Here is a 17,905-nt window from a genome sequence, read left to right as displayed (position 1 = left end):
AGCGCGTCCAGACGTCGTACGCTCGTGGGGATGTTCGAAGACAGGTACGGATCCGATGTCCTCGCGTCAGGGTGGCGCGACAAGGGCAAGAAAGTGTCGAAGCCGGTCCCGGCCGAGCTCGATCTTGTGGTCGAGGTCGCTGGCGACGGCTGGTGCGGCGCGATCACGCGCGTCGAGGCGGGCAACGTCGAGCTCGAAGACTGGAAGGGCCGGAAACGATCCTTCCCGCTCGGGGGCGGGTTCCTCATCGAGGGCGAGCCCGTGATCCTCGAGAAGGCGCGCGCGAAGCCGCAGGGCCGCACACGAACAGCCTCCGGATCCTTCGTCGCCGCGGACGATCGCGCCCGCGTCGCGTTGCCGAGCCGGATCCTCGTCGAGGGCAAGCACGACGCCGAACTCGTCGAGAAGGTCTGGGGTGCCGATCTTCGGGCCGAGGGCGTCGCGGTCGAGTTCCTCGCGGGCCTCGATCTGCTGGACGAGCTGCTGCGCGACGAGCCGCCCACGGCGACGCGGCGATACGGCGTGCTCGTCGACCACCTCGTCGAGGGATCCAAGGAGCAGCGCATTGCGCGGCAGATCCTCCGCGGTCCGCACGGCAAGCACATGAAGATCGTCGGCCACCCGTTCGTCGACGTGTGGCAGTGCGTGAAGCCCGCCGCGCTCGGCATCGAGAAGTGGCCCGTCGTGCCGCGTGGCCAGGACTGGAAGACGGGGATCTGCCGCGGTCTCGGCTGGCCCGCCGAAACGAAGGAGGACCTCGGTCTCGCGTGGCAGCGGATCCTCTCGCGAGTCACGACGTTCCGCGATCTCGAGCCCGCCCTCCTCGGCCGCGTCGAGGAGCTCATCGACTTCGTGACCGTCGGGGAGCAGTGAGCCGGGCCCCGTAATCTGGTGGGCATGGCTGAACCCGGCACGCACCGCACGTCTCCCGTCTCGTTCGTCCGCCGCGGCGGACGGATGTCCGACGCGCAGGAGCGCGCGTGGGAGGAGCTGTCGCCCTTCTATCGATTCGACGTGCCGCGTGACGCTGCGTCGACTTCCGTGCACCCGGATGCGCGCTTCATTCCCGAAGAGGAATATGGGCGGAAAGCGCCGTTCATCGTCGAGATCGGATCGGGGCAGGGCCACGCGATCGTGAGCGCAGCGAGCTCGCGCCCCGACACCGACTTCCTCGCCGTCGAGGTGTACGTCGGCGGTCTCGCGCGCACGATGCTCGACGCGGAGCGGGAGGGCGCGAAGAACCTGCGTGTCGTCGAGGCGAACGCGCCCGAGGTGCTCGAGACGCTGCTGCCCGAGGGGTCCGCCGATGAGCTCTGGATCTTCTTCTCGGATCCCTGGCACAAGAAGCGCCACCACAAGCGCCGCATGATCAAGGACGGTTTCGGCGCGCTGGCCGGCCGCGCGCTGCGCGACGGCGGGGTGCTGCGCCTCGCGACCGATTGGGAGGACTACGCCCTGCAGATGCGTGATGTCATGGACGCCGCGCCCGAGTTCGAGCGGGACTTCGCGGGGGAGTGGGCCGAGCGCTTCGAGGGCCGGGTCATGACGGCGTTCGAGCGCAAGGGCATCGAGAAGGGCCGCGACATCCGCGACCTCGCTTACCGCCGCACGGCGCGCTGACGTGACCCGCCGCCAGAGGCTCGCGGCGCGCGGGGCGAGTGCCTCCGCGGTCGCGACGCTGCTGGCGGCGGTCTCGCACACGCTGGGCGGGGGCGCCGCGCCCGCCCCGACGATCGTCCTCGGGATGCTCGTCCTCCTCATCGGGCCCGCGGCCCTGCTCATGGGATCCCACCCGCGCCTGCCGCGCATCGCCGCCACGACCGCGGCCGCGCAGGCCGCGTTCCACGGCGTCTTCGCAATGCTCGGAGCGCCGCACGCGGGGTCGGTCGTCGACGGGGGACATCGCCATGGGGTGCCGATCTCCGTCGCCCCGACCACGGCCGGATCCGACGACGCGCCCATGCTCGCCGCTCACGTTGTCGCCGCGCTCGTCACAATCGCGATCCTCGGGTACGGCGAACGCGCGATCCGTCACGGTACCTCGTGGGTGCGGGCGGCTGCGCGAGCCCTCGTCCCCGACGGATCCTTCCCCACCGTTCCTCGGGTCCTCGCACTCCCGGCGCCGCGGATTCGTCGACTCACACGCGTGGTTGCGGCGAACGGTGTGCGCGGGCCGCCCCTCTTCTCCTGAGAATCACCCCCACGCCCGGCCGTCGCAGACGGCCGGTGCGTTCCGCATGCATTCGAAGGACGAGAACATGACCATCACTCACACGACTCGGAAGGGCGCCCTCGGGGCGCTCGGCGTCGCGCTCGCGGCGGGCCTCGTGCTCGCGCCGGCGGCAGCCCAGGCTCACGTCGGCATCTCGGCAGACGGCGACGCCGTCGCCGGAGGCGAGGCGACACTGACGTTCGGCTTCAACCACGGCTGCGACGATTCGCCGACGACGTCGCTCGCAATCATGGTGCCCGATGGGCTGTCGGGCGTGCACCCGGTCGCCGAGGCCGGCTGGACGATCGACGTCGAACGCGGCGGCGACGCCGGCCGGGTGTCGACCGTCACCTATACGGCCGTCGATCCCATCCCGGCGCAGCTGCGCGGTGAGGTCCAGATGCTCGTCGGCCTTGCCGACGATGCGGAAGGAACCCTGACATTCCCCGTCGAGCAGAACTGCGAGGACGGATCCACGTCGTGGACCGAAGTCGCGGCCGAGGGCGAGGACTCCCACGAGCTCGAGGCGCCCGCGCCGACGCTTGAGCTCGCAGTGGGCGGTTCCGGGGAAGGCCACAACGAGCATGCGGCTGATGCGGCTGATGCGGCTGATGCGGCTGATGCGGCTGATGCGGCTGACTCCGCTGGTGCGGCCGACTCGGCTGACTCCGCTGATGCGGCCAACTCGGCCGACTCGGCTAATGCGGCTGGTGCGGCTGGTGCGGGGGATGCGGATGGCTCGGCCGATGCGGCGCCGTCGCAGGCGTTGCCGATCACGCTCGGTGCCGCGGGTCTCATCGCGGGCCTCGGGGGCCTTGGCCTGGGGGCCGCCGCCTACCGGCGCCGGTCGTGACACGCGCGGGGCGTTGCGTGCGCCGCGCGGCGTGCGGAACGCCCCGCGTCCCCTGATAAGCTCATTCGGTCCGCCTCCGTAGCTCAGGGGATAGAGCGCCGGTTTCCGGTACCGAAGGTCGGGGGTTCGATTCCCTCCGGGGGCACCCAAGTATAGGTGGGGTCGACTGGCTAGAAATGGCCGGTTGGCCCCGCCTTTTTCGTTCCCCGGCGCTGCGGCATCGGGTTACCGGCCAGAAAGAGTGGTTGGGGTCTGGCGTGTCATCCGCGTCCCGCCCATCCCGCTCGGGACCAGAGCGCTTCGCCCGCGCCGAGGGCAGTCGTCGACGTGCTGAAGGTCACATGGAGCGAATATGGGGCATCCGGAGCTCACTGGCGACCAAACGCGATGACGTTCGAGGGGAGCCCTGCGGGCTCCTAGCGCGGCTATGGCGGCGCCGTGTGCGGATCCCGGACGTTCGTCGCGGCTGACTTTCGTGCGGAGGGCCGCGTACCGGTGTCGGAGGCCCGGCCCCGCCCCCGACCCGCCCCAACGGAGGGTCGCTTGCGTCCTGACGGAGGGCAATTGCACTTCGGAGGGTGCATGTAGCGGGGAGCTCCTCCCGAACGTGGTTCTCCTCCGAAACGCAATGTTCCGCGGGTCAGGGAACCTGTCTTTGGTGCGCTGTTCCATGGGTGAGGATCACTCCCGTCGTGCGGGTCCTGCCGGGCCCTCAGCGGAGGACCACCTGCGTCCTGACGGAGGGTGATTGCACTTTGGAGGGTGCGTGCTGCGGGAGGCTCCTCCCGAACGTGGTTCTCCTCCGAAGTGCAATGTGCTGCGGGCCGGAGCCTCTCTCTGGTGTGCTGTTCCACGGGCGAGGAGTACGTCGTCGCGTGAGTCCCGCAGCGGAGGACCACCTGCGTCCTTACGGAGGGCGATTGCACCTCGGAGGGCGCATTCCGCGGGAGGCTCCTCCGTAACGCGGATCCCCTCCGAAACGCAGTGCTTTGCGGAGCCGGATCCGCTCTTTGGTGTGGTGTTGCACGGGTGAGGAGTGCGTCGTCGCGTGGGTCCCGCAGCGGAGGACCACCTGCATCCTGACGGAGGGCAATTGCACTTCGGAGGGCGCATTCCGCAGGAGGCTCCTCCGTAACGCGGATCCCCTCCGAGACGCAGTGCTTTGCGGAGCCGGATCCGCTCTTTGGTGTGGTGTTGCACGGGTGAGGAGTACGTCGTCGCGAGGGGCCCTCAGCGGAGGACCACCTGCGTCCTGACGGACGGCAATTGCACTTTGGAGGGTGCGTGCTGCGGGAGGCTCCTCCCGAACGCGGATCCCCTCCGTTGTGTGGGGCTCCGGGGGGCCTCCCAAACGCAATGGCCTGCGAGGCGGACGCCCGCCTTCGTGGGATGTTCCGCGGGTGGGATCACCTCGGCGCGAGGACCCGCGGGGCCCTCACTTCACGAGGAAGATCGCGTCGAGCATGCCCGGGTTGTGGGCGTGGACGAGCACGGCGAACACCACGGCGTCGAACAGCAGGTGCACGGTCACGACGTAGGCGAGCGAGCGCGTGCGCAGGAAGATCACGCCCTGCAGCAGCGCGAAGGGGATGGTGAGGGCGGGGCCCCACGCGCGGTATCCGAGTTCCCAGAGGAAGGAGACGAACACGATCGTCTGCAGGAGGTTCGCGGCCCAGGCGGGGAAGTGGCGGCGCAGCAGCGCGAAGACGGTGCAGATGAAGAACAGCTCGTCCCAGATTCCGACCGCGCCGACGCCGACGAACAGGCGGGCGATGAGGTCGGGGGAGTCGACGACGGGCCAGTTTCGGTAGACACCGCTCGTGATGAAGTAGAACGGCAGGATCAGCCAGCCCAGCACGAGCACGGCCACGAGCCACGTCCACTGCGCGGGGTGCCAGCGTCCGCCCGCGCGCCACGGGAAGCGGATCGCGCGGTCGCGGAAGACGAACCGCGAGACGAGGTAGGGGGCCGCGACGGCCCCGCCAAGCGCAAGGGTGAACCGCGCCATCGCCGCGTTGTCCAGTTCGGCGGCGAGGGGGATGATGCTGACGATCATCAGGCCCAGCACGATGAGCGCCAGATCTCGCGTGAGGCCTGGGGCGCCGCCGGAATCCGCGTTCACGCCCGCGCGGTTCGCCCTCGATTCGAGGATCCATGCGAGCGCGAGGCCGACGGCCGAGAGGATCCAGCCGAGCCACGCGATTTCGAGCACGAAGAACGCGGGCGCCGCAAGGCACACGGTCAGTGCGGGTGCGAGCGCGGCGCGCGGAGAGACGGCTCCGCGCGGCACGGCACGTGCGTGTGCGGTCACGGACGGTCCCCTTCGTCGACGGCTCGCACACCATCATCGCGGGGAATCGGCCGCGACGCATCTTTCGCGGGGCTTCCTTCCGCCGGAAGCATCACGGATCGGGCGGCGTTCCGTCGCCGCGCCGACGCCTGACGGCGACGGGACCGTCCCGACGCCGGCAATGCCGCCGTCTCTTCGAGCGCGACCAGTGTGCGAGTTTCCGGTGTGGTCGGGGTACGTGGGGTCTGGTTCGGCGGACGATGCGAGGGGTATCGCTGCATGACCCGTTGAATCCGCGTTGGCCCCGCTCGGCGGGAGCCGCCGGCTCCTCGAACGCGGTCGATGCGCGAGTATCCGGCGGGGTCGAGTACGAGGGATTCGGGTCGACGGACGACGAGAGCGAGTACCGCTGCGTGACCGGCTGAATCCGTGTCAGCCCCGTTCCACGGGAGTCTCCGTCTCCTCGAGCGCGACGAGCGGCTCCTCGTGGATCGTGAGCTCGCCGAGCGCGTCGACGAGCCGCTCGGCGAGGTAGGCGTGGCCCGCATCCGACGGGTGGGCGTTTCCCTCGGGCGATGTGTCGATGACGGCGTCGTAGTTCGCGGTCGTGATCCACTCGTCGGCGAGAGGCGAGATATAGGGCAGGTGGTGATCGGCGGCCGCGGCGCGCAGCATCTCCTCGACCCGCAGGATCCCCGGCTCGACCGGCAGCGCGTGCGGCGCCGGTCCGAGTACCACGATGTCTGCGTCCGGGTAGTGCCGGGTGAAGGTGTTCCATGCTTCGTCGACCGCGGCGCGAAAGCGCGATAGGTCCTGCCGTCGGTCGTTGATGGATCCCTGCACGACCACGATGTCCGGATCCAGGACGGGATCGAGCTGGGCCGCGCGCGGGCCATATGTGCCGCCGTGCTGGCCGGTGCGCAGATACCCGCTGCCGTTCTCGCCGTCGACGGTCGTGTCCCAGCCGAGAAGCTCACCCGTGAGATACGCGTAGCCGCCACCCGGTCGTGAGGCGGCCAGGCCGTACGTCCACGAGTCGCCGAAGATGAGCAGGGACGGCTCGGCCTCGCGCACGTCCGACGCCTGCGGCAGCGAGAGGTCGCGGCCGTCGTCGGAGCGATCGGCGTCACCCGACGCGCTCGCGCAGGCCCCGAGCATCCCGGATCCGAGCGCGACGACGCCGACAGCGGCGAGGAAGCGACGTATGCGGGGCATGGACACAGAATATGTCCTCGTAAGATTGAAGGCCTATGAATCCCGACGCCCTCTCCTCCGTTCTGCTCGCCGCCCTCGACGCCGTCGCGGACAGGCGACGCCCGGGAGATCCTCTCGGTGCGACGGCCAGCGAGATCACGGTCGAGAGGCCCAAGAACCGCGACCACGGCGACTGGGCGACGAACACGGCGATGAAGTTCGCGAAGCGGATCGGGACGAACCCGCGCGAGCTCGCGCAGGAGATCGCCGACGAGCTCACGGGCGTCGACGGCATCGCTTCGGTCGAGATCGCGGGACCCGGGTTCATCAACATCCGACTCGACGCCGCCGCTGCCGGTCAGCTCGCCCGGACGATCGTCGAGGCGGGGGATGCGTACGGGCGCAACGACTCGCAGGCCGGCAACAGCATCAACCTCGAGTTCGTCAGCGGCAACCCCACCGGTCCCCTCCACATCGGGCACACGCGGTGGGCTGCGCTGGGTGACGCGACGGGGCGACTCCTCGAGGCGAGCGGTGCGCATGTCGCACGCGAGTACTACATCAACGATGCAGGCGCCCAGATGGACCGCTTCGGTGCGAGCGTTGCCGCGGCGCTGACGGGGGCGGAGGCGCCGGAGGACGGCTACAAGGGTGCCTACATCGACGCGCTCGCCGAGCGCGTGCGTGAGGAGCACCCCGAAGTTCTCGAGCTTCCCGAGTCCGAACGACAGGACGCGGTGCGCGACGCGGCGTACGCCCTGCAGCTCGCCGAGATCCAGGAGTCGCTGCGGAAGTTCAATGTCCACTTCGATGTGTGGTTCTCGGAGCGCGATCTGCACGCCGGATCCCCGAGCCTCATCGACCAGGCAGTCGACCGCCTGCGCGAGCAGGGGCACGTCTACGACGCCGACGACGCGGTCTGGGTGAAGACGACCGACTTCGGCGACGACAAGGATCGTGTGATCCGCCGGGGGAACGGCGTCTACACGTACTTCGCCGCGGACGCCGCCTACTACCTGAACAAGGGTGACCGCGGCTTCCAACACAAGATCTATCTGCTCGGTGCCGACCACCACGGCTACGTGCACCGGCTCAAGGCGCTCGCGGGCGCCGCGGGCGACGACCCCGAGAAGGACATCGAGATCCTCATCGGCCAGCTGGTGTCCGTCAACGGCGCGCGCCTGTCGAAGCGCGCGGGCAACATCATCGAGCTCGACGATCTGCGCGAGTGGATCGGCACCGACGCGCTGCGGTACTCGCTCGAGCGCTATCCGGCCGACTCGCCGCTGTCGCTCGATCCCGAGCTGCTCAAGAAGCGTACGAACGACAACCCCGTGTTCTACGTGCAGTACGCGCATGCCCGGACGGTCAACGTCGCCAAGAACGCCGTGGACGCGGGGGTCACGCGCGACGGGTTCCGGCCAGAGCTGCTCGCCCACGAGACCGAATCGGCGCTCCTCGGTGCCCTGCAGGAGTTCCCCCGCGTCGTCGGCTTCGCCGCCGAGGTGCGCGAGCCCCACCGGGTCGCCCGCTACCTCGAGGAGCTCGCGGGCCTCTACCACCGGTGGTACGACAACTGCCGCGTCACCCCCAAGGGCGACGAGCCGATCGCGAACGTCCATGGCACGCGGCTCTGGCTCAACGACGCGACGGGGCAGGTGCTGCGCAACGGGCTGGGGCTGCTCGGCGTCGGCGCGCCCGAGCGCATGTGACGCGACGTCTCGCGCGGATTCGGCGCCGCACCCCATCCCCGTAGACTGAGGTGATCCGCCGCGCCCGGCTCGAGCGGGCGCGCCTCCTGTCACCTCCGAATTCGTAAGGTCGATCCACTTCGATGGTCACTGCGCACGATCCCGCTCAGGCGCTCGCCCCCGACTGGCTCGCGGTGCCCGACGACGCGAACGACCTCGCGGATCTCGTCTGGCCCGCGTCCGCGCGCCGCGACGACGACGGCGTCCTCGTCGTGGGTGGCATGCGCGCGACCGACCTCGTCGAGCGATTCGGCACCCCGGTGCTTCTCCTCGACGAGCAGGACGTTCGCGACCGCGCCGAGCGCACCGAGCGGGCCTTCCGCGCGGCGACCGCACGTCACGGCGGCGAGGCACGCGTGTACTACGCCGGGAAGGCCTTCCTCACGTCCGACGTGGTTCGGTGGATGCTCGCAGCCGGCCTGAACGTCGACGTGTGCTCGCGAGGCGAGCTCGAGACCGCGCTCGCCGCAGGCGCACCCGCCGACCGCATCGGGTTCCACGGCAACAACAAGAGCGCCACCGAGCTCGAGCGTGCCATCGCCGCGGGCGTCGGCACGATCATCGTCGACTCCGAGATCGAGATCGAACGGATCGGCGCGATCGCCGAGCGGCTCGGCGCGCGGCAGCGGGTGCTCGTCCGCGTTCGCAGCGGCGTGCACGCCGACACGCACGAGTTCCTCGCGACCGCCCACGAGGATCAGAAGTTCGGATTCTCGCTCGACGAGGCCGAGCGTGCCGTCGCGCGGATCCGCCAGCTCGCGTCGATCGAGTTCGTCGGTCTGCACTGCCACATCGGTTCGCAGATCTTCGGGGTCGACGGCTTCCGCGAGTCGGCGTCGCGCGTCCTCGCCCTGCACGAGCGCCTGCTCGCGGGTGGCGACATCCCCCTGCTTAACCTCGGCGGCGGATTCGGCATCGCCTACACGCGCGCCGATGATCCGGCGCCGATCGAGGAGCTCGCAGACGGCATCGTCGACGCCGTCGCCGAGCAGTGCGCCGCGCGCGGCATCGCCGTGCCGACGCTCGCGTTCGAGCCCGGGCGCTCGATCGTCGGCCCCGCCGGCGTCACGCTGTACGAGGTCGGCACGACCAAGCCCGTCGCGGTAGAGACACCGACCGGATCCGCGGAGCGCCTCTACGTGTCCGTCGACGGCGGCATGAGCGACAACGTCCGTCCCGCGCTCTACGGCGCGCAGTATTCGGCGCGGCTCGCCTCGCGTCGGGGCGACGGAGCTCCCGCTCTCGTTCGGGTCGTCGGGATGCACTGCGAGTCGGGCGACGTCGTCGTGGATCACGAGTTCCTGCCGGGCGACGTCGCGCCGGGAGACCTCGTCGCGGTCGCGTCGACGGGGGCCTACTCGGCGGCCATGTCGAGCAACTACAACCACGTCCCGCGCCCGCCCGTCGTGGCGGTGCGCGATGGAGAGGCCCGCGTGATCCTGCGCGGCGAGACGATCGACGATCTCCTCGCCCGCGACACGGGCCTCGGGCGGGACGCATGAGTCCTGCCCTGCACCCTGTACACACCGAGGGAGAGAGATGATCGATCACCGAACTCTGCGCGTCGCGCTTCTGGGGGCCGGCTCCGTCGGCTCGCAGGTCGCGCGCTTGCTGCTCGACCACGCCGACGAGCTCGAGGAGCGTGCGGGAGCACGCCTGGAGCTCGCGGGGATCGCGGTGCGCGACGTCGACGCCGAGCGCGACGTCCCGTTGCCGCGCGAGCTGCTGACGTCGGACGCGCACGAGCTCATCGTCGGCAGCGACATCGTGATCGAGCTGATGGGCGGCATCGAGCCCGCGCGCACCCACATCCTCGACGCTCTCGGATCGGGCGCCGATGTCGTGACGGGAAACAAGGCCCTCCTCGCGACGCACGGCGCGGAGATCTTCGACACGGCGGATCAGGTCGGCGCATCGGTGTCGTACGAGGCGGCCGTCGCTGCCGCGATCCCGATCATCCGCCCGCTGAAGGACTCCCTCGCGGGAGACCGCGTCACGCGCATCTTCGGCATCGTCAACGGCACGACGAACTACATCCTCGACCGCATGGACAAAGAGGGCGCCGCCTTCGACGCCGTCCTCGCCGATGCGCAGGCGCTCGGCTACGCCGAGGCGGATCCGACGGCCGACGTCGGCGGGCACGACGCGGCGCAGAAGGCAGCGATTCTCGCGAGCCTCGCGTTCCACACGCACGTCCCGCTCGACCAGGTGCACCTCGAGGGCATCACCGAGATCGACGCCGCCGCGATCGACAACGCACGCAAGGCCGGGTTCGTCATCAAGCTGCTCGCGACGTGCGAGCGTCTCCCCGCCGAGGGCGACGATGGCGAAGCGATCTCGGTGCGCGTCTACCCGGCCCTCGTCGACCGGGAGCACCCTCTCGCGAGCGTGCACGGCGGGAACAACGCGGTCTATGTTGAGGCCGAGGCCGCGGGCCCGCTCATGTTCTACGGCGCCGGAGCAGGCGGCATCGAGACCGCCTCGGCGGTTCTCGGCGACGTCGTCTCCGCCGCGCGGCGTCACATCGCCGGTGGTGTCGGGGTCGGCGAATCCGCGCGAGGAGAGGCTCCCATCGCGCCGATCGGACGCATCACGACCCGCTACCAGATCACCCTCGACGTCACGGACGAGCAGGGCGTGCTCGCGACGGTCGCGAACATCCTCAGCGACGGGGGCGTCTCGCTCGCGACCGTCGAGCAGTCGGTGTCGGAGGACGAGAACGGCGTGAGCCGCGCGCGTCTGGTCATCGGTACGCACAAGGCGCGCGAGCAGGCGCTGAGCGACACCGTCGACCGTCTCGCCGCGAGCGACGTCGTCGAGCGCGTCGTGACGGTGCTGCGCGTGGAGGGCGACTGACCATGCAGGCGAGCGACGGCGCGCGCACCGTCGAGGTGCGAGTGCCCGCGACGAGTGCGAACCTCGGGCCCGGCTTCGACACCCTCGGGCTCGCGCTGAGCGTCTACGACGAGCTGACCGTCACGGCGCTTGAGGCGGGCGAACTCGAGATCTCCGTCGAAGGAACGGGGGCCGACGAGATCCCCACCGACGCATCGAATCTCATCGCCCGGACGATCCGATATGCGTACGAGTCGGTCGGGATCCCCGCGCCGGGCCTGCGCATCGCGGCGAACAACGGCATTCCGCATGGACGGGGCCTCGGATCCTCGGGCGCTGCCGTCGTCGCGGGGCTGCTCGCGGCGAAGGGGCTTCTCGCCGGTCGCGCCGAGCTGTCGGACACCGATCTGCTGCGTCTCGCGACCGAACTCGAGGGGCATCCCGACAACGTGGCGCCGGCCCTGTTCGGTGGGCTCACGATCGCGTGGACCGACGAGGAGAGCCCGCAGCACAAGAAGCTCCTCGTGCATCGCGGCGTCGCCCCCGTCGTCTTCGTGCCCCAGAGCACGATGTCGACGTCGACGGCGCGCAGCGTGCTGGATCCCGCGGTGTCGCGTGAGGACGCCGTCTTCAATGTCTCCCGTTCGGCGCTGCTCATCGCGGCGCTCACGCAGAGCCCGGATCTGCTGCTCGCGGCGACGGAGGACCGGCTGCATCAGGACCGTCGCGCCGAGGCGATGCCGGAGACCGACGCGCTCGTGCGCGCCCTGCGCGCCCGCGGCTTCGCGGCCGTCGTCTCGGGGGCAGGCCCCAGTGTTCTGGTCCTCGCGGACGGGCCCGGACGGCGTCTCGAAGCGGCCGCCGTCGCCGAGGAGCACACCCGCGGATCGTGGCAGGCGCTCATGCTCGCCGTCGACTTCATGGGTGGTACAGTGAGGGAACCAGCGGAGGGTGCCTGACGGGCACGAACTCTGAACCTCCGTCGCAATTCTGCGAAGCCCCGCACGGATCCTCGACTCCTCCTGCGCGAACCTCCCGTTCTCGCGGAGCAACGTAGGTGTCAGCGCGTAGGCGCGACTCTTCTCCGCGTGCGGATCGGCTCTGATACATCCCGAAGCAAGGAGCACTCGTGGCACCCTCCACCGAGAACACCGGCGGCGAAAGCGCCGCCGCAGACCAGACCCAGATCGACGAGGCCATCGCGGCCGCGGAGCAGGCGACGTCGGCGAAGAAGTCGACGACGACCCGCAAGCGCGCGCCCCGCCGGGCCAGCTCGTCCGGCGCAGCCGCGGCAACTGTTGAGGCCCCGGCGTCCGCGGAGGCTTCCTCCGCGGAGGCGCCGGCCGCCTCGGAGACCGCTGCGGAGGAGGCGCCGAAGGCACCCCGCAAGCGCGCGCCGCGGCGTACCAAGGCGCAGATCGAAGCCGACAAGGCGGCCGCGGAGGCCGCGGCCTCCGGCGATGGCGCCGAGACGGCCGAGGCACCGGCCGAGAAGCCCGCCCGCGCCACGCGCTCGCGTGCCAAGAAGGCCGCTCCGGCTGCCGATGAGGCCGCGTCGACGAGCGAGGCCGCCGAGAAGCCCGATGAGGGCGAGAAGGCTGCCGAAGCCGAGAAGAAGCCGGCGCGCGCCACGCGTTCGCGGGCGAAGAAGGCCGCTCCGGCGGACGAGACGGCAGGCGAGGCTCCGGCTTCCGAGCCGGCAGCGTCCGACTCGGCCGATGCCGCCGCGGCCGAGAAGCCCGCGCGCAAGGCTCCGCGACGCAGTACGGCCAAGGCCTCCACGGAAGCGCCCGCCGAGTCCGACGCCGTGGCGCCGGCCGTCGTGCCCGCTGAGGCCGAGGAGGCCCCGGCAGACGACGCCGCCGCGAAGAAGCCCGCGCGCGCCAGCCGCTCGCGCAAGAAGCCTGCCTCCGACGAAGCGGCTGCCGAGAAGGACGTCGCCGCGTCGGCTTCCGACGCGAAGCCCGAGGCCTCCGAGCCGGAGAAGAAGGCCGACGCGAAGGAGACCGAGAAGGGATCCGCGCAGGACAAGCGTGCCGACGACACGTCGGACGCGAGCGACGGCGACACCTCGTCCGACGGCTCCGAGAGCGGCGATCGCGCCGACGGAGGCGACGAGCAGGAGAGCTCGGGGCGTGGGCGCCGCGGGCGCGGCCGCAACCGCCGCAAGAAGAGCGGGTCCGAGCAGGACGGCGAGCAGGGCGACGACCGCCAGAAGCAGGGCGACGACCGCCAGAACGGCCAGAAGAACGGCGGCTCGCCGAAGGCTCAGGAGCAGCAGAAGCAGAACGGATCCGCACAGGGCCGCGGTCGCGGCAAGCGCGCTCGCGGTCGCGGGCAGGACGAGTTCGAGCCCGAGATCAACGACGACGATGTCCTCATCCCGATCGCGGGCATCCTCGACGTGCTCGACAACTACGCGTTCGTGCGCACGACGGGCTACCTCCCCGGACAGCAGGACGTCTACGTCTCGCTCGGCCAGGTGAAGAAGTACAACCTGCGCAAGGGCGACGCCGTGGTCGGCGCGATCAAGCAGCCGCGCGAGGGCGAACAGAACGGGCGCCAGAAGTACAACGCGCTCGTCAAGGTCGACTCCGTCAACGGCCTGTCGGTGGAGGACGCGGCCGGACGCGTCGAGTTCTCGAGCCTCACGCCGCTCTACCCGCAGGAGCGTCTGCGCCTCGAGACGGCGCCCGAGAAGCTCACGCAGCGGATCATCGATCTCGTCGCGCCGATCGGCAAGGGGCAGCGCGGCCTCATCGTTGCGCCCCCGAAGGCAGGAAAGACGATCGTCCTGCAGCAGATCGCGAACGCGATCGCGCAGAACAACCCCGAGTCGCACCTCATGGTCGTGCTGGTGGACGAGCGGCCCGAAGAGGTCACCGACATGCAGCGCTCGGTCAACGGCGAGGTCGTCGCCTCGACCTTCGACCGACCGGCCGAAGATCACACGACGGTCGCCGAGCTGGCGATCGAGCGCGCCAAGCGGCTCGTCGAGCTGGGCCGCGACGTCGTCGTTCTGCTCGATTCGATCACGCGCCTCGGCCGCGCCTACAACGTCTCGGCACCGGCCTCGGGTCGCGTGCTGTCGGGCGGTGTCGACGCATCGGCGCTCTACCCGCCGAAGAAGTTCTTCGGCGCGGCCCGCAACATCGAAAACGGCGGATCCCTCACGATCCTCGCGACCGCGCTGGTCGAGACCGGATCCAAGATGGACGATGTCATCTTCGAGGAGTTCAAGGGCACCGGCAACATGGAGCTGCGCCTCAGCCGCCAGCTCGCCGACAAGCGCATCTTCCCGGCGGTCGACGTCAACGCGTCGTCCACGCGCCGCGAGGAAATGCTGCTCAGCTCCGATGAGGTGAAGATCACGTGGAAGCTGCGCCGCGCCCTCGCGGGGCTCGACCAGCAGCACGCACTCGGCGTCATCCTCGACAAGCTCAGGGAGACCGACTCGAACGTCGAGTTCCTCGTGCAGATGCAGAAGAGCGCGCCGACGGGCGGGGGTCGCGGCCAGAGCCACGACACCGACATCCGCTGATCCGCTGAGCGACGTGTTCGAGTCCGTTCAGTCGTTGATCGACGAGCACCGCCGGGTGCAGGAGGAACTCTCCGACCCGGCGGTGCACGCCGACGCCTCGCGTGCCCGGCGAGTGAACCGGCGCTTCGCCGAACTGTCAAGGATCGTGCGCGCCCACGAGGAGTGGACGCGGGTCGCCGACGACCTCTCGGCGGCGCGCGAGCTCGCCGACGAGGACGCGGCCTTCGCCGAGGAGATCCCGGCCCTCGAGGAGCAGCTCGTCGAGGCGCAGGAACAGCTGCGGCGGCTTCTCATCCCACGCGATCCCGACGACGCTCGTGACGTGATCATGGAGATCAAGGCGGGCGAGGGGGGTGCCGAGAGCGCTCTGTTCGCGGCCGATCTGCTGCGGATGTACTCGCACTATGCGAGTGCGCAGGGATGGAAGACCGAGATCATCGACTCGGATCCGTCGGATCTCGGCGGCTACAAGAACGTGCAGATCGCGTTCAAGAGCTCGTCGAATGACCCCGCGCAGGGCGTGTGGGCGCACTTGAAGTATGAGGGCGGCGTGCACCGCGTGCAGCGCGTGCCGGCGACGGAGTCGCAGGGGCGCATCCATACCTCGACGACGGGCGTGCTCGTGTTCCCCGAGGTCGACGAGCCGGAAGAGCTCGCGATCGACCAGAACGACCTCAAGATCGACGTGTACCGCTCGTCCGGCCCGGGCGGGCAGTCGGTCAACACGACCGATTCCGCCGTGCGCATCACCCACGTGCCGACGGGCATCGTCGTGTCGATGCAGAACGAGAAGTCGCAGCTGCAGAACCGCGAGGCGGCGATGCGCGTGCTGCGCGCCCGCCTGCTCGCGAAGCAGCAGGAGGAGCTGGCGGCGCAGGCGGCTGATGCGCGCAAGAGCCAGATCCGCGGCATGGACCGCTCGGAGCGGATCCGCACGTACAACTTCCCCGAGAACCGCATCGCCGACCACCGCACGGGCTTCAAGGCGTACAACCTCGACGCGGTCATGGACGGAGCGCTCGATCCCGTGATCTCGAGCTGCGTCGCGGCCGACGAGGCCGAACGCCTCGAAAACCTGGGGGAGTGACCTCTGGCGGGGTGGCTCCGCTACGCGGGTATGCCCCCGCCGCCGCAGTCCCGGCTCGCAGAGCGAGCCCCGCCAAGCCCGATGCCAGCGGCGTCGGGGGCATACCCGCTTCGCTGATCATTCCGAGGCTCTGCCCGCGGAGGTGCGGAGGCGAGTGAAGGAACGGACCTGCGATAATGGAAACCCCGTGCCGTCCTGAGACTCTGGAGACCTGCGTGCGCTACATCTCGACCCGAGGCGGCGCGGAGCCGCTGTCGTACTGCGAGACCCTGCTCGAGGGGCTCGCCCCCGATGGGGGCCTGGCTGTCCCCGAGGTGATGCCGCAGGTCGACGGCGAGACGCTCGAGCGCTGGCGCGGGCTCAGCTACCCGGATCTCGCGACCGAGGTGCTGGGGCTGTTCGCGACGGACATCCCCCGCGACGACCTCGCGCGGATGACGGCCGCCGCGTACGCCGACTTCCCGGGAGACGTCGTTCCGCTGCGCTCGGTCGGCGATGTCACGCTGGTCGGCCTGTCGGAGGGCCCGACGCTCGCCTTCAAGGACATGGCGATGCAGTTCCTCGGCCAGGTCGTCGAGTACGCCCTCGAGCGCACGGGCGACGTCCTCAACGTGCTCGGTGCGACGTCGGGAGACACCGGATCCGCCGCGGAGCACGCCCTGCGCGGCAAGGAGCGCATCTCCGTCTTCATGCTGTCTCCGCAGGGGCGGATGAGCGCGTTCCAGCGGGCGCAGATGTTCTCACTCGACGACGAGAACGTGCACAACATCGCCGTCGACGGCGTGTTCGACGACTGCCAGAACCTCGTCAAACAGCTGGCCGGCGACCTCGACTTCAAGCGGGCGCAGCGCCTCGGCGCGGTCAACTCGATCAACCTCGCCCGCATCACGGCGCAGGTCGTCTACTACTTCTGGGCGTGGCTGCGCGCGACCGATGCCGGCGGCTGGGCCGAGGTGTCGTTCACGGTTCCGTCGGGCAACTTCGGCAACATCCTGTCGGGCTTCTACGCGCGGCAGATGGGTCTGCCCGTGCACCGGCTCGTGCTCGCGACGAACGAGAACAACGTGCTCGACGAGTTCTTCCGCACGGGCGTGTACCGGCCCCGGGCTGCCGCCGAGACGCTCGCGACATCGAGCCCGTCGATGGACATCTCGAAGGCGTCGAACCTCGAGCGCTTCATCTTCGAGCTGCTCGACCGCGATGCTCCGCGCGTCGCCGCCGCCTGGCGCGAGCTCGATGAGCAGGGCTTCTTCGACGTCGCGTCCGAGCGCCCCCGTTTCACTGAGGAGTTCGGCATCGTCAGCGGATCCTCGACCCACGCCGACCGCCTCGCGACGATCCGCGACGTGCACGAGTCCACGGGTGAGCTCATCGATCCGCACACGGCCGACGGCGTCAAGGTGGCGCGCGAGCACGTCGAGTCGGGCGTGCCGATGCTCGTTCTCGAGACGGCGAAGCCGCAGAAGTTCGCCGAGACGATCCGCGAGGCCATCGGCGTCGAGGTGGAGTACTCGCCCGAACTGCAGGCGATGCTCGACGCCCCGCAGCAGGTCACGGAGCTCCCCGACGACGCCGAGACCCTCCGCCGCTACATCGAGACGCACGCGCTGCGCTGAGCGCGTCGTGTGCTCCGCCCGACGGGAATGGAGCACATGACGCGATGAGCTTCAGGCCTGCGCTTCAGGGTGCATGTCGGCCGTGAGCGTGCGTCGTCGTTCGAGCTGGTGTCGGACCGTGCCATCCGCGATGACGACGAGCAGCCCGAGGGCGACGACAGCGGCGGCGTGCTGCGTAACCGCGGAGGACACAGCGAACGCCACGAACGTGATCCAAGCGACGACGATCGCGTCCGTGAGAACCGCGCGCACCACGCGATTCGACCACGGAATGAACGGCCTCCTGCGCCGGTGACTGACGAGAGAAGTGCCGATCAGTGCCGCTGTCAGAGCGACGAGCAGAGCGATCGTGCTGTCGCTCGCGCTGATTCCGATGTCATCCATGACGTCCCCCTCACTGATCGAACCACGTCACACGCAGCGTGCACGGGTCAAGACCTCGATCTCCTGGCCACAGCCCATGCTTGCACGGCCTGGTCGAAGGCGTAGGCGAACACAGCAGCGACGATGGCATAGTCGGAGGAGT

General features: G+C 69.9%; 14 protein-coding genes and 1 tRNA gene. 12 read left to right on the top strand and 3 right to left on the bottom strand.

Features of this window, described 5'->3' with window-relative positions; all coding sequences use genetic code 11:
- Positions 1-30: 30 nt before the first annotated feature.
- The 5 genes from C0012_RS02515 (at position 31) to C0012_RS02500 (ending at position 3,210) form a co-directional block, all read left to right on the top strand.
- Positions 31-873, top strand: a complete 843-nt coding sequence (locus C0012_RS02515) for a DUF3097 family protein (RefSeq protein ID WP_110588348.1) — start codon at positions 31-33, stop codon at positions 871-873.
- A gap of 24 nt (positions 874-897) precedes the next feature.
- Positions 898-1,620: a tRNA (guanosine(46)-N7)-methyltransferase TrmB gene (trmB, locus tag C0012_RS02510; protein WP_110588349.1), complete on the top strand. Its 723-nt coding sequence runs from the start codon at positions 898-900 to the stop codon at positions 1,618-1,620.
- A gap of 1 nt (position 1,621) precedes the next feature.
- Positions 1,622-2,191 (top strand): hypothetical protein, encoded by a 570-nt coding sequence (locus C0012_RS15340; protein ID WP_162621793.1) that lies wholly within the window; start codon positions 1,622-1,624, stop codon positions 2,189-2,191.
- Positions 2,192-2,258: 67 nt separating this feature from the next.
- Positions 2,259-3,065, top strand: coding sequence for a YcnI family copper-binding membrane protein (locus tag C0012_RS02505; RefSeq protein ID WP_162621794.1), 807 nt, complete (start codon positions 2,259-2,261; stop codon positions 3,063-3,065).
- 72 nt (positions 3,066-3,137) lie between these two features.
- Positions 3,138-3,210 (top strand) — tRNA-Arg (locus C0012_RS02500).
- A 1,290-nt stretch (positions 3,211-4,500) separates the two neighbouring features.
- Here C0012_RS02500 and C0012_RS02495 read toward each other — a convergent pair.
- On the bottom strand, positions 4,501-5,376 hold the full coding sequence (locus C0012_RS02495; protein WP_198411044.1) for a CPBP family intramembrane glutamic endopeptidase: 876 nt from the start codon (positions 5,374-5,376) through the stop codon (positions 4,501-4,503).
- 411 nt (positions 5,377-5,787) lie between these two features.
- The gene (locus C0012_RS02490) at positions 5,788-6,570 is read right to left on the bottom strand and encodes an SGNH/GDSL hydrolase family protein (protein ID WP_110588351.1); all 783 of its coding nucleotides are present in this window, start codon (positions 6,568-6,570) and stop codon (positions 5,788-5,790) included.
- A gap of 35 nt (positions 6,571-6,605) precedes the next feature.
- Between C0012_RS02490 and argS the strand changes: the two genes are divergently transcribed.
- The 7 genes from argS to thrC all read left to right on the top strand — a co-directional run bounded on the left by argS (position 6,606) and on the right by thrC (position 17,379).
- A complete protein-coding gene (gene argS, locus C0012_RS02485) occupies positions 6,606-8,261 on the top strand; it encodes an arginine--tRNA ligase (protein WP_110588352.1) in 1,656 nt (551 codons plus the stop codon).
- Positions 8,262-8,383: 122 nt separating this feature from the next.
- Complete coding sequence (lysA, locus tag C0012_RS02480) at positions 8,384-9,802, top strand: diaminopimelate decarboxylase (protein WP_110588353.1); 1,419 nt, start codon at positions 8,384-8,386, stop codon at positions 9,800-9,802.
- Between the two features lie 37 nt (positions 9,803-9,839).
- Positions 9,840-11,156, top strand: a complete 1,317-nt coding sequence (locus C0012_RS02475) for a homoserine dehydrogenase (protein ID WP_110588354.1) — start codon at positions 9,840-9,842, stop codon at positions 11,154-11,156.
- A gap of 2 nt (positions 11,157-11,158) precedes the next feature.
- Positions 11,159-12,094 carry a homoserine kinase gene (gene thrB / locus C0012_RS02470; protein WP_110588355.1) on the top strand — a complete coding sequence of 312 codons (936 nt, stop codon included), beginning with the start codon at positions 11,159-11,161 and terminating at the stop codon, positions 12,092-12,094.
- 170 nt (positions 12,095-12,264) lie between these two features.
- Complete coding sequence (rho, locus tag C0012_RS02465; RefSeq protein WP_232527746.1) at positions 12,265-14,676, top strand: transcription termination factor Rho; 2,412 nt, start codon at positions 12,265-12,267, stop codon at positions 14,674-14,676.
- Between the two features lie 13 nt (positions 14,677-14,689).
- Positions 14,690-15,763: a peptide chain release factor 1 gene (prfA, locus tag C0012_RS02460; RefSeq protein WP_110588356.1), complete on the top strand. Its 1,074-nt coding sequence runs from the start codon at positions 14,690-14,692 to the stop codon at positions 15,761-15,763.
- Between the two features lie 215 nt (positions 15,764-15,978).
- A complete protein-coding gene (gene thrC / locus C0012_RS02455; protein ID WP_110588357.1) occupies positions 15,979-17,379 on the top strand; it encodes a threonine synthase in 1,401 nt (466 codons plus the stop codon).
- A 51-nt stretch (positions 17,380-17,430) separates the two neighbouring features.
- Here the strand turns inward: thrC and C0012_RS02450 are convergent, their stop codons facing one another.
- Positions 17,431-17,763: a hypothetical protein gene (locus tag C0012_RS02450; protein WP_110588358.1), complete on the bottom strand. Its 333-nt coding sequence runs from the start codon at positions 17,761-17,763 to the stop codon at positions 17,431-17,433.
- Positions 17,764-17,905: the final 142 nt, after the last annotated feature.

Source organism: Microbacterium suaedae, assembly GCF_003254645.1.
Taxonomy (GTDB): Bacteria; Actinomycetota; Actinomycetes; order Actinomycetales; family Microbacteriaceae; genus Microbacterium; species Microbacterium suaedae.
Note: the sequence above shows the minus strand (reverse complement) of the source record. Positions and strands in the feature narration are given on the sequence as shown.